Source organism: Actinoplanes auranticolor, from assembly GCF_018332655.1.
Classification (GTDB): Bacteria; Actinomycetota; Actinomycetes; order Mycobacteriales; family Micromonosporaceae; genus Actinoplanes; species Actinoplanes auranticolor.
On sequence record NZ_BOQL01000066.1, the window covers coordinates 87,693 to 98,834 of the forward strand.

The 11,142-nt window shown below is 72.3% G+C and carries 11 protein-coding genes; 6 read left to right on the top strand and 5 right to left on the bottom strand.

Annotated elements, in window-relative coordinates:
* Position 1: 1 nt before the first annotated feature.
* The 3 genes from Aau02nite_RS37035 to Aau02nite_RS37045 all read right to left on the bottom strand — a co-directional run bounded on the left by Aau02nite_RS37035 (position 2) and on the right by Aau02nite_RS37045 (position 2,844).
* Positions 2 to 661, bottom strand: a complete 660-nt coding sequence (locus Aau02nite_RS37035; RefSeq protein WP_212993291.1) for a response regulator — start codon at positions 659 to 661, stop codon at positions 2 to 4.
* Entirely contained in the window at positions 658 to 1,941 is a 1,284-nt protein-coding gene (locus Aau02nite_RS37040; protein WP_438841210.1) for a sensor histidine kinase, read from the bottom strand. Before Aau02nite_RS37040 ends, Aau02nite_RS37035 begins: the two co-directional genes overlap by 4 nt.
* A gap of 63 nt (positions 1,942 to 2,004) precedes the next feature.
* The gene (locus Aau02nite_RS37045; protein ID WP_212993293.1) at positions 2,005 to 2,844 is read right to left on the bottom strand and encodes a formate/nitrite transporter family protein; all 840 of its coding nucleotides are present in this window, start codon (positions 2,842 to 2,844) and stop codon (positions 2,005 to 2,007) included.
* Positions 2,845 to 3,008: 164 nt separating this feature from the next.
* Here Aau02nite_RS37045 and Aau02nite_RS37050 point away from each other — a divergent pair, with 164 nt between their 5' ends.
* From Aau02nite_RS37050 to Aau02nite_RS37065, 4 genes are all read left to right on the top strand, one after another.
* A complete protein-coding gene (locus tag Aau02nite_RS37050; protein ID WP_212993294.1) occupies positions 3,009 to 3,908 on the top strand; it encodes an ABC transporter ATP-binding protein in 900 nt (299 codons plus the stop codon).
* Positions 3,905 to 4,705, top strand: coding sequence for an ABC transporter permease (locus Aau02nite_RS37055; protein WP_246595718.1), 801 nt, complete (start codon positions 3,905 to 3,907; stop codon positions 4,703 to 4,705). The genes Aau02nite_RS37050 and Aau02nite_RS37055 overlap by 4 nt, the downstream gene beginning before the upstream one ends.
* Positions 4,706 to 4,742: 37 nt before the next feature.
* Positions 4,743 to 5,009 (top strand): hypothetical protein, encoded by a 267-nt coding sequence (locus Aau02nite_RS37060; RefSeq protein WP_212993295.1) that lies wholly within the window; start codon positions 4,743 to 4,745, stop codon positions 5,007 to 5,009.
* 86 nt (positions 5,010 to 5,095) lie between these two features.
* Entirely contained in the window at positions 5,096 to 7,201 is a 2,106-nt protein-coding gene (locus Aau02nite_RS37065) for a M6 family metallopeptidase (protein WP_246595719.1), read from the top strand.
* Here the strand turns inward: Aau02nite_RS37065 and Aau02nite_RS37070 are convergent.
* Positions 7,174 to 7,935 (bottom strand): cyclase family protein, encoded by a 762-nt coding sequence (locus Aau02nite_RS37070; RefSeq protein WP_246595720.1) that lies wholly within the window; start codon positions 7,933 to 7,935, stop codon positions 7,174 to 7,176. The two genes, Aau02nite_RS37065 and Aau02nite_RS37070, sit on opposite strands and share 28 nt — an antisense overlap.
* A 143-nt stretch (positions 7,936 to 8,078) precedes the next feature.
* Between Aau02nite_RS37070 and Aau02nite_RS37075 the strand changes: the two genes are divergently transcribed.
* Together Aau02nite_RS37075 and Aau02nite_RS37080 are read left to right on the top strand one after the other, a co-directional pair.
* Positions 8,079 to 8,690 carry a uridine kinase family protein gene (locus Aau02nite_RS37075; protein WP_212993297.1) on the top strand — a complete coding sequence of 204 codons (612 nt, stop codon included), beginning with the start codon at positions 8,079 to 8,081 and terminating at the stop codon, positions 8,688 to 8,690.
* A 100-nt stretch (positions 8,691 to 8,790) separates the two neighbouring features.
* Complete coding sequence (locus Aau02nite_RS37080) at positions 8,791 to 9,474, top strand: hypothetical protein (RefSeq protein ID WP_212993298.1); 684 nt, start codon at positions 8,791 to 8,793, stop codon at positions 9,472 to 9,474.
* 6 nt (positions 9,475 to 9,480) lie between these two features.
* On the opposite strand, the gene Aau02nite_RS37085 is transcribed toward Aau02nite_RS37080, so the two are convergent.
* A complete protein-coding gene (locus Aau02nite_RS37085; RefSeq protein ID WP_212993299.1) occupies positions 9,481 to 11,085 on the bottom strand; it encodes a sensor domain-containing diguanylate cyclase in 1,605 nt (534 codons plus the stop codon).
* Between the last annotated feature and the right edge of the window lie 57 nt (positions 11,086 to 11,142).

Here is an 11,142-nt window from a genome sequence, read left to right on the forward strand (position 1 = left end):
GTCAGACCAGGCCGGCGTCGTGCACGAGCAGGGCGATCTGGACCCGGTTGTTCAGGTTGAGCTTGACCAGCAGGCGGGAGACGTGCGCCTTCACCGTCGCGACGCTCATGAACAGTTCGGTGGCGATCTCGGCGTTGGCGCGGCCCCGGCCGAGCAGCAGGGCGACCTCGCGTTCGCGCTCGCTCAACTGTTCGAGGGCGGTCAGGGCCTGCTGCCGTCCGCCGTTGACCTCCGGCGCCGCCACGTGGGCGATCAGCCGGCGGGTCACCGCCGGTGACAGCATCGCCTCGCCGTGCGCCACCCGGCGTACCGCGTGCAGGATCTCCACCGGCGGGGTGTCCTTGAGCAGGAAGCCGCTGGCGCCGGCCCGCAGGGCCCGCAGCACGAACTCGTCGGCGTCGAAGGTGGTCAGCACGATGACCTCCGGGGCGCTCGGGCGCCGGCGCAGCGACTCGGTCGCGGCCAGGCCGTCGACCCGGGGCATGCGGATGTCCATCAGCACGACGTCGGGGCGGTGGGTGGCCACCGCCGCCGGGACCTCGCTGCCGTCGGCGGCCTCGCCCACGACGGTGATGTCGTCGGCCCCGGACAGGATCATCGTCAGCCCGGCCCGGACCAGGGCGTCGTCGTCGACGATCAGCACGCGCAGCGGTGCGGTCACTGCGCCACTCCCGGCTGGCCCCACGGCAGCCACGCGGTCAGGCTGAACTCGCCGTCGGCGCCGCGCCCGGAGGTGAGCCGGCCGCCGGCCAGGGTGGCCCGCTCGGCCAGCCCGACCAGGCCGGTCCCGGTGCCCGGGATCGTCACGGCCGGCCGCGCGCCGACCGGCGCCGGGTTGCGGATGTCGATGGTCAGGCCGGTGCCGGGCGTGCCGGCCACACAGACCCGTACGGTCGTGCCGGGCGCGTGCTTGCGGGCGTTGGTGAGACCCTCCTGCACGATCCGGTACGCCGCCCGCCCGGTCCCGGCCGGCACCGTGGCCGCGTCGTCGACCTGCAGTTCGAGGCGTACCCGGACACCGGCCGCCCGGGACTCGTCGGCGAGCGCGGGCAGCTCTCCCAGAGTGGGCTGGGGGCGTTCGGGGGTGTCGTCGGAGGCCGGCTCGCGCAGCACGCCGATGACCTCGCGCAGGTCCTGCAGAGCCTGGTGGGCGCTGGCCCGGATCACCCCGGCGGCCCCCGCGACCTCGGCCGGAGCGGCGCTCGGGTGGATCTCCAGCGCGCCGGCGTGCAGGCTCAGCAGCGAGATCCGGTGGGCGAGCACGTCGTGCATCTCCCGGGCGATGCGGGTGCGTTCCATCGCGCGGGCCTGGCTGACCCGCAGCTGCTGCTCGGACTCGGCCCGCTCGGCGCGGTCCCGCAACGACATCACCAGCTGCCGGCGGGAACGGACGACCATCCCCCACAGCAGCGTGATGGCCAGGAACACCGTGCTCCAGGCGAGCGACTCGGCGAAGCTGACGCCCTCCTCCGGGCGCAGCTGGGCGAAGACCGCGTTTCCCGCCAGCGAAGCGACGGCGATCACCGCTGTCACCCCGAACCGGCGGTGCACCGCCAGCGTGAAGATGATGATCATGCCGGCGATGGCGCCCGCGATGGAGAAGGTCCCGCTCACCGTCGCGAGCACGGCGAGCTGCACCGGGAACCGGCGGCGCCACCACAGCGCAGTGGTGAGGGCCGCGCCGGCGAGAAGATCCGCCCAGGCCAGCCAGACCGGGGTGTCGGTCCACTGCGGCACGATGTCGGGCTCCGGCTGGAGCAGATCGAGGCCCGCCACCAGGGTCCAGGCCAGGGCGACGAGGAAACAGAGCGAATCCACGACCCAGTCGCGGGTCGAGCGGCGCGCGCCCGGGCGCTCGGCGGTCTCCCACAATTCGGCCGGCTGCAGCCACCGGTACTCCGGCGTCCTGCGGCCGGCCGGTGACACCGTCAGCTCCCCCACGGCCGTCATGCTACGGGTGGGCGGGCACCGGCCGATACCGACCAAAGTCGAACCCTGCCGGGCTCAGGTCGCCTCGCGGGGTTTCTCCTCCGAGGGCTCGTCGCGCAGGTACATGTACCAGTACGAGGTGGCGACGAACACCACGGCGCCGACCAGGTTGCCCAGGAACGCCAGCAGCCAGTTGCGCAGGGTGTCGTCCCAGCCGAGGCCCGGCACCCCGGCGAAGATCGCGGCCGGCAGGAAGAACATGTTGGCCACCACGTGGTCGAAACCCATCGCCACGAACGCCATGATCGGGAAGAAGATCGCCAGGATCTTGCCCGAGACGTTGTCGGCGGCCAGCGAGACCCAGACCGCGAGGCAGACCAGCCAGTTGCACCCGACCGCGCGCAGGAAGATCTGCCAGTTGCTCTCGTGCAGGCCCTTGGCCTCGGCGATCCCGGCGAGCCGTTCGTAGGTCATCGCGCCGGAGGTGCCCGCGTCACTGCCGAGCTGGCCGATGACGCCGGTCTGCACGGCCAGGAAGTACGCGACGAACACGGCGCCGATGACGTTGCCGATCAGCACCAGGGTGAGGTTGCGCGCGATGTCGCCCCAGGTGAGCCGGCCCTGCATGGCGCTGATCGGGATCAGCAGCATGTTGCCGGTGAGCAGGTGGGAGCCGGCGATCAGCACCAGGACCAGGCCGAGGGTGAACGCCGCGCCGGTGAACAGGGTGGGCAGGCTCCCCCAGATCTCCGGGTCCAGCCCGGACGACACGGCGATGGCGACCAGCCCGCCGAAGGCGATGTACGCGCCGGCCAGGAACGACCCGATCAGCGTCTTGTCCCACCGCAGATCGGCCTTCTTCACGCCGGCCGCCACCGCGGTGTGGGCGATGTCCGACGGTTCCTTGATCGCCATCGTGCGCTCCCGCCTGCCCTGTGTCCAACGCGCATACCCATCGATGGCCGGGCTACTCCTGCGGGATGTACCGACCAAAGTCGTAGCCGGGACTAGACCAAGGTTCGCGGGCACCGACCGGAGACCGACGCGGCCGGGTGGCCCGCGGCGGCACGCTGAGAGCCATGATCACGGTCGAACATCTGAGCAAGCGGTACGGGAGCCACCCGGCCGTCGACGACGTGTCGTTCACCTGCGAACCCGGCACGGTGACCGGCTTCCTCGGCCCGAACGGCGCGGGCAAGTCCACCACGATGCGGATGATCTGCGGGCTGACGCCGCCCACCGCGGGCACCGCCACCATCGACGGGCAGCCGTACCGGCGCCTGGGCAATCCCGGGCGGCGGATCGGGGTGCTGCTGGACGCGTCCGCCCAGCACGCCGGGCGCACCGGGCGGGAGGTGCTGACGCTGGCCGCGCTGACCATGGGCGTCGACAAGCGGAGGGTCGACGAGAGCCTGGAGCGGGTCGGCCTGAACAGCACGGCCGCCAAGCGGCGGGTGAAGGCGTACTCGCTGGGCATGCGGCAGCGGCTCGGGCTCGCGTACGCGATGCTCGGCGATCCCGGCATCCTGATCCTCGACGAGCCGGCCAACGGCCTCGACCCCGAGGGCATCTACTGGATGCGCGGGCTGCTGCGGAACTTCGCCGACGCGGGCGGCACCGTGCTGCTCTCCTCGCACCTGCTGCGCGAGGTGGAGGCGGTCGCAGACAAGCTGGTCGTCATCGGCGCCGGGCGGATCGTGGCCCAGGGCGACAAGGCCGAGCTGCTGGCCGCGTCCGGCACGGTCGTGCGGGCGCTGGACATGGCAGCACTGGAGACGGTGCTGCGGCGCATCGGGCATGCCGGCACGGCGGCGACCGACGGGGGCGTCGTCGTGCAGGCCGATGCGGAGACCATCGGGCGGGCGGCGGCCGACGCCGGGCTCGTCCTGCTGGAGTTGCGCCCGGCCGGCAGCGGCGGGCTCGAGCAGATGTTCCTGACCCTGACCGCCGGTGACTCGGTGAAGGAGGCCGTCCGATGACCGCCGTGCAGACAGCGCCGACCTCGGCGCCCGGTGATGCTGCTGGTTCCGCCGGACGCCGTACCGGCATCCCGATGGCCCGGCTCACGCTGGTCGAGCTGCGCAAATTGGCCGACACCCGGTCGGGCCTGTGGTTGTTGATCGTGATCGGGCTGGCCGCGGCCGGCGCGGTCGCGCTCGTGATCTTCGCCGCCCCGGCCGACGAGCAGGTCTTCGACGGCATGCTGGCCTTCGGCCTGGTCCCGGCGGCCGTGCTGCTGCCGGTGCTGGGCATCCTGTCGATGACCAGCGAGTGGTCACAGCGCACGGCGCTGACCACCTTCACGCTGACCCCGGCGCGGGGCCGGGTGCTGGTGGCGAAGCTGATCGCCGCGGTGCTGATCGCGATCGCGGTCACCGCTGCGACGGCCGCGCTGGCGGCCGTGGGCAACCTGATCGCCGCCGGTACGGGCGGCGACGGCAGCTGGCACATCGAGGCCGCCCTGGCCGGTCAGCTGGTGGTCATGCAGGTGGTGTACGTGCTGATGGGCTCGGCGTTCGGCGCCCTGCTGATGAACTCGCCACTGGCCATCGTGCTGTACTTCGCCATCCCGACGCTCTGGTCGGTGCTCGGTGAGATGGTCAAGTGGCTCAACTCGGCGGCCGGCTGGCTCGACCTCAACGTGACCTCGCTGCCGCTGAGCGAGCCGGGGATGACCGGCGACCAGTGGGCCCGCTTCGGGGTCTCGGCCCTGGTCTGGGTGGCGTTGCCGCTGGTGGCGGGCACTGTCCGGATGCTGCGCCGCGAGGTGTCCTGAGGTATGCCTCGCCGGTCCGGGCGGCTAGGGTCGGTCCATGCCGATCGGTCCCCAGCCGCCCGGCCGGCGGGGCACCGTCGGCGAGCCGTACAGCCCGTTGAACCTGCGGCTGGTGCTGGCCGCGTTCGGATTCGTGGTGTGCACGGTGCTGGCGGTCGTGCTGTGGAGCCGGGGCTGGACGGTGCCGGGCTGGCTGCTGGCCGTCTGGGCCCTGGTCGCCCTGGTCGACCTGGTGGTGGTGCAGCTGCGGCGGCGGGCGCGGCGCCGGGCCGACGGCGGCCGCAAGCATTCCCTCTTCGAGTAGCCCGCGTCTTGCCCCTTTTCGCCCGGTACGCCAGGTAGCGTCGCCTTCTGTGCGCGCCTCACCGGCGCGGCGCCGAAGGGAGTTCCATGGCCCGCCTCCGTTTCGCCGCGGTCGCCCTGCTGATCCTGCCGCTGCTGCCGATGGCCTCGTCCGCCTCGGCGGCGCCGCCGGCACCATCCGCCCCGGTGGTACCACCGGCCTCCGACGTGCGGGAACTCACCCGCAAGCACCTCGACGTCTCCGGGCTGCCGATGCGCGGCGTGACCGGGCGCAAGGCCGCCGTCGCCGCCGGGCCCACGCCGCCGGTGGGCACGGTCCGCGAATGGCTGGCCCTGGACGACGTCAAGGGCAGCCTCTACCGCAAGGACTACACGCTGCGGGCGGTCGGTGCGCACATCGAGGTGTGGGTGGCCAAGGACGTCGCCTTCCCGGCCGGGGACTGCCGGCCCGCCTCCTCCACCGTGGTGACGGACCAGCAGCTGGGCGCCCTGGTCCGGGAGTTCGAGGAGACGATCTACCCGAAGGAGACGGCGGCGTTCAGCGTCCCCCGCGAGCGCGACGGCACCAAGGCGATGCTCAGCGGCGGGGACTACACCGGCGCCGGGGACAGGACCGTCACGCTCGTCGACAACGTGCGCGACGACAACTACTACGAGTTCCCCGACGTGCCGACCTACATCGCCGGGTTCTTCTCCTCCCAGATCAACGAGCTGGTCGACCGCAACGTCATGACGATCGACGCGTACGACTGGCAGCACCGCTCCGGAGCCGCGCCACCGGACGAGGCCACCGGCGACCTGTGCACCAGCCGCCCGGCCCGGCCCCGGATGTACGAGGGCACGTTCGCCCACGAGTGGCAGCACCTGCTGCAGTCGTACACCGATCCGTTCGAGGACGTCTGGGTCAACGAGGGCCTGTCCGACTACGCGCAGACCCTGGTCGGGTACGCCGACGGCAACGCCACCGTGTACCACCCCGGCCACGACAGCCACCTGGCCTGCTTCCAGGGCTTCGGGCTGGTCCGCACCCGCTACAACACCAATCCGCGCGACTGCGGCGGCGCGCAGAACTCGCTGAACCTCTGGAACGAGGGCGCGCCCGCCGAGGTGCTGGCCGACTACGGCATCGCGTACCAGTTCATGCTCTACCTGCGCGACCGCTTCGGTCCCGAGGTGCTGGAACGGCTGCACCGCGACCGCGAGCACCAGGGCCTGGCCGGGGTGGCCGCGGCGCTGGGGCCCCGCGTCAAGCTCTCCGCGGTGCTGCACGACTTCCAGACGATGAACCTGGTCGACAAGATCGTCGGCGACACCGCCGACGGGGTGATGGCCGGGGTGCCGAAACACAAGGTGACCTCGCCGAGCGTGCGCGCGACCGTCAACCTGGCCAACCCGGCGTCCTTCGACTACCCGGGCGCCGCACCGAACGGGGCCGACTACGTCCGGCTGCGCGCCGCCTCCGGCAAGTTCCTGCGCGGGGCGGACCTGACCTCGGTGACGTTCAAGGGCACCCGGACACTCCCGCCGAAGCCGTTGCAGTGGACGGTGCAGGACGGCGCGCTGTTCTCCGGCAACGCCAGCAGCCTGGACGTGGCCGCCGTCATCCCGGTCACGGTGCCGGCCGCCGACCCGACGCTGCGGCTGCGCGCCAAGTACACGACCGAACTGGGTTACGACTACGGCTACGTGACGGTGTCGACCGACGGCGGGAAGACGTACACGGCGATCGCCGGGGACCACACGGTCGACGCGCCGTCCGGGCCGGCGCTGAGCGGCAAGTCCGGCGTCTTCGAGCCGCAGATCTACGACCTGAAGGCGTACGCCGGCAAACGCGTGCTGCTCGGTTTCCGCTACGTCAGTGACGCCTCGGTCAACGAGGGCGGCTGGCTGATCGACGACGTGACCGTGGGCGCGGTCACGGTCAGCGACGGCAGCACGCTGACCGGCTGGCGCTCACCCACCCAAATCGTGCCGGCCGCCGTGCACGGCTGGCACGTGAAGCTGGTCGGGCTGGACGAGAAGGGCCGGCGGGCCCGGCAGGTCAGCGTGGCCGGGTACGCCGCGCTGCGCGACTACCCCAAGGTGGTCGCGATCGTGGCCTTCGACGAGCCGACCGAGCAGGTCACCCAGTACGCGCGCTACGCCCTGACGGTCAACGGGGTCCTTCAGCCGGGCGGTGGCAGCACCCCGTAGATCAGGGCCGTCGAGCCCGAGCCGGCCTTGTTGATCTGCCCGCCGCACAGCACGTACGCGCCGGTGGCGGGCAGGGCGGCCAGGTTGGCGAGGATCTCCAGGCTGATCCGGTGCCGCTGGTAGACCAGCAGGGAGACGGCGTACGTGGTGTCGGCGCCGGGGTCGGGGCTGAAGGTGTCGGTGCCCGTACCGCCCCGGTGCCCCAGCCGGCCGGTGTCGACCAGCCACTGCACCGCCTCGAGGCTGAAGCCGGGCTGGTGCATGACCCCGTCGGCGTCGAAGTTGGAGAAGGCGTCGGTGCCCCAGCGCGTCTCCCAGCCGGTCCAGAGGATCACGATGGACTCCGGCGGGATCCGGCCGTGCCGGCGCTCCCAGGCCCTCAGGTCCTTGACCGACAGGGCGAAGTCGGCGTCGCGGGCGCACTGCCGCCGCACGTCGATCTTGACGGCGGGCCGGAAGAGGTCGGCCATGTCGAGGTCGTCGGCCAGGGCGGCGCCGGCGTTGAAGTGCCCGGGGGCGCCCCAGTGCGTGCCGGTGTGCTCCCCCTCGCGGACGAACTGCAGGTAGAAGCCGTCCTGCTCGATGGTGGCGATGGTCTCCAGCTCGAAGGCCGGGTCGCCGGGATAGACATTGGTGGTTGCCGGATCGTTGACGTGGGACAGGCTGATCAGGTCGAGCGCGAGCCCGCGCCCACCGTCCGCCCGGGCCGGCCCGCCCATCAGAGCACCCGCCAATCCGGCTCCCGCCGCAACCGTCATCGCCCGTCGTCGCATGAGCACCCCGTCCTGGTCATCCTGCCCGAACAAGGCGCGCGGGTTCTTGCTATCGCGCCGCCACGGCCGGTGTCAACGCAGGTGCGCTGGGCAATCAGAGAGCCATGAGAAGCTGGCGGGTCGCGACGGCGGACGAGGTACGCACACGGGTACGCAGGGCGGTGGGTGAGCCCGCCGGGAGGCCGCCGGTCCTCGCCGTGGACGGGCGGGGCTCCGCCGGGAAGTCCACTTTCGCGCGGCGGCTGGCGGAGATGTGGGACGGTGCCGCCGTGGTGCACACCGACGACATCGCGTGGCGGCACTCGGTGCTGGACTGGACCACACTGCTCGGCGAGGGCGTGCTGGCTCCGGTCCGGGCCGGCGAGGCGGTCTCGTACCGGCCGCCGCAGTGGGACGTGGCCGGCCGGCCCGGGGCGGTCGAGGTGCCCGCGGGCTGCACGCTGCTGATCGTGGAAGGCGTCGGCGCGGGCCGCCGGGAGCTGGCCCCGCTGCTGGACGCCGTGGTCTGGGTCGAGGCCGAACAGCACGACGTCGACCGGCGCAACGCCGAGCGGGTCGCGGCGGGCGAGATGACCCCGGAGGACTTCGCCGCCTGGATGGCGGAGGAGAACCCCTTCGTGGAGGCCGAGCGCACCTGGGAACGGGCCGCGTTCGTCATCGCGGGATGGCCCGCCGTGCCGCACGATCCCAGCGCCGAATTCGTCATCTGCTGCTGAGACCGGCCATTCGGTCAGGCGACGCGAACTGTTCGGTTATCGGGGTCGGCGATATCCGCAAACTTACGATCATGGCAACGTCAAACGACCGGGGGTTGCCATGGAATCGACGGGCGCGAAGCAGCGGAACGACCGGAGCGCGGAATGGTCCGTGCCGCGGCAGGAACGGCGGGCCGGTAACGCGGGAAAGTGGCTGTCCGGCGCCGGTGCGGCGCCGGACGCGCGGCCGGGAGCCACCTCGTCGATCAATCGAGCACCAGGCCAGCGCGGCCCCGAACGCGGCCGCCCGGCGCTGCCGGCGATCATCGCAGCGGTCGAGGAAATGCGCGAGGACCGGCCGCGGATCGACGTGGGCGGGCTTTATCAGCAATTCCGCTGCCGGGGAGGCCGATGGGCCCTGGTCACCCGCGAGGATGTGCGGGTGGCCCTGGCCGGAATCGAATGTACGGCGCGCCGGAAATTCGCCGCACCGCGGGCGGAAGGGGCATCACCGCGGCGAACGGCACGCACTCCGCACGGCGCCTGGCCGCAATTCCGGGAAGCGGTCACGGAACTGCGCGACAGTGGCGCCGACCTGCCGGGGATCGTCCGGTGGCTCCGGGCGGCCGACTGGCAGGTGAGTCAGGACGACGTGGCCGGGGCGCTGCGGCGGATCAAGGCGGCGAACGCTCCCCGGCACTTCCTGCCGGGACAGTCGCTGCCCGCGCCCCGGCCGACCGGACCGGGAATCTGCCCGTCCTGCGAGGCGCCGGTCACCGAACTGGGGCTGTGCCGCTGCTCCTGAGGCTCATCACTGGGCCAGGGCGAGAGCCAGGCGGCCGGTACGGGTCTTCTTGGCCGCGTACATCGCCGTGTCGGCCCGGGCGATGAGCGCGTCCGGTGCGCAGGTGGCGGAGTCTCCCCAGGCCACGCCGATGCTGGCCTGGGGCAGCAGGTGCTCACCGGCCACCTCCAGGCCGCCCCCGGCCAGCGCGGACAGCAGCGACTCACCGATCCGGCAGGCCCGACCGGCGCTCGCCACGTCGGCGCAGATCACCACGAACTCGTCGCCGCCGAACCGCCCGACCACGTCACCGTCGCGGACCGCGCCGCGCAGCCGGTTCGCCACGTGGGTCAGCAGCTGGTCGCCGGCCGCGTGCCCGTACCGGTCGTTGACCTGCTTGAAGTCGTTGAGGTCAATGAAGATCACGGCGGTGCCGCGGGTCCGGCCGGGCCCGGCCAGCGCCGCGCCGAGGGCGCTCAGCGTGGCGGCCCGGTTATGGCAGCCGGTGAGGGCGTCGAAGCTCGCCCGCTGCTTGAGCTCGTCGCGCAGCTGGACGTCCTCGGTCACGTCGGTGAGGCAGATGATGGCCCCGGTGACCACGCCGCTCTCGGCGGTCAACGACCGCAGGTTGGCCCGCACCCGGCGCAGACCGCGCCCGTCGTGGTGGCCGTACTCGACGTCGATGTCGGCCCCGGTGTCCAGCACCGCGGCTATCGCGGCGTCGACGTCCGGCCGGTCCCCGGGCAGGATCGGGTTCAGGTGGTCGTCGCCGAGCACATCGCCGCGGGCCGCGCCGATGGCCCGGGCGGCCCGCTCGTTCTGGTAGACGATGCGCCGGGCGGCGTCGATCTGCACGACGCCCATCGGGATGGTCTCGGTGAGCCGGCGCATCAGCTTCTCGCCCGCCCGCAGCGCCTCCTGCGCGGCCATCTCGTCGGAGATGTCGAGCATCTCCGCGACCACCCGCGGCTGGGCGGGGTCGGCCAGCAGGTTGATGTTGGTGATCTCGAACCAGATCGGGTGCCCGTCGCGGTGCACGTGCCGCAGCCGGACCCGGCGCGCCTCGCCCTGCGGGCTGCCCAGCATGTCCATCCAGCTCGCGATGGCGCGCTGATGATCGTCGGGGTGCACGAGGTCCAGGGCGCGGGTGCCGGTCAGCTCGTCGGCCGTCCAGCCGAGGACCAGCGCGATCTCCGGGTCGGCCGAGGTGATCAATGCGACCTGGTCCTTGTGCACGGTCACCAGGCGGGGCCGGATCGGCTCGTGTTCCAGCGACTGACCCTCCGGGTGACTGGCCAGTCCGGTGAGGAAGATGAGGAAGACGCCGTGGCGGTGCGTCAGGTCGAGCAGGTGCAGCCGGACCACCTCGGCCGGCGCGGCGACCGGGTGGACCAGGCAGCTCGCGACCCCCTGGCCGAGCGCGCGCTGCCAGGCGTCGACCGCGATCATCTGGTCTTCGGGCACGACCAGGGCCAGCGCCGACTGGGCACCCACGATCGGGCGCAGGCCGCCGACGTCCAGGCCGGCGGGCAGCGGCACGCACAGGCCCATCGGGGAGACGGCGCCGACGAAGGCGTCCGGTTGGTGCCTGAGCAGGCCGGCGAAGACCTCGTCGCGGGATGCCGGATCCATCTTCACATCGTCGGGCATGTGTCCCGCATCGGCAGGCCCGGCCCCGGATCAAGGAAA

What these genes read in the sequence shown, in the direction of transcription:
- Aau02nite_RS37055 (WP_246595718.1), top strand. Translation starts at nt 3,905, where the DNA reads ATGACCGCCGTGCAGACAGCGCCGACCTCGGCGCCCGGTGATGCTGCT.
- Aau02nite_RS37065 (WP_246595719.1), top strand. Translation starts at nt 5,096, where the DNA reads ATGGCCCGCCTCCGTTTCGCCGCGGTCGCCCTGCTGATCCTGCCGCTG.
- Aau02nite_RS37085 (WP_212993299.1), bottom strand. Translation starts at nt 11,085, where the DNA reads ATGGATCCGGCATCCCGCGACGAGGTCTTCGCCGGCCTGCTCAGGCAC.
- Aau02nite_RS37080 (WP_212993298.1), top strand. Translation starts at nt 8,791, where the DNA reads ATGGAATCGACGGGCGCGAAGCAGCGGAACGACCGGAGCGCGGAATGG.
- Aau02nite_RS37050 (WP_212993294.1), top strand. Translation starts at nt 3,009, where the DNA reads ATGATCACGGTCGAACATCTGAGCAAGCGGTACGGGAGCCACCCGGCC.
- Aau02nite_RS37075 (WP_212993297.1), top strand. Translation starts at nt 8,079, where the DNA reads ATGAGAAGCTGGCGGGTCGCGACGGCGGACGAGGTACGCACACGGGTA.
- Aau02nite_RS37060 (WP_212993295.1), top strand. Translation starts at nt 4,743, where the DNA reads ATGCCGATCGGTCCCCAGCCGCCCGGCCGGCGGGGCACCGTCGGCGAG.
- Aau02nite_RS37045 (WP_212993293.1), bottom strand. Translation starts at nt 2,844, where the DNA reads ATGGCGATCAAGGAACCGTCGGACATCGCCCACACCGCGGTGGCGGCC.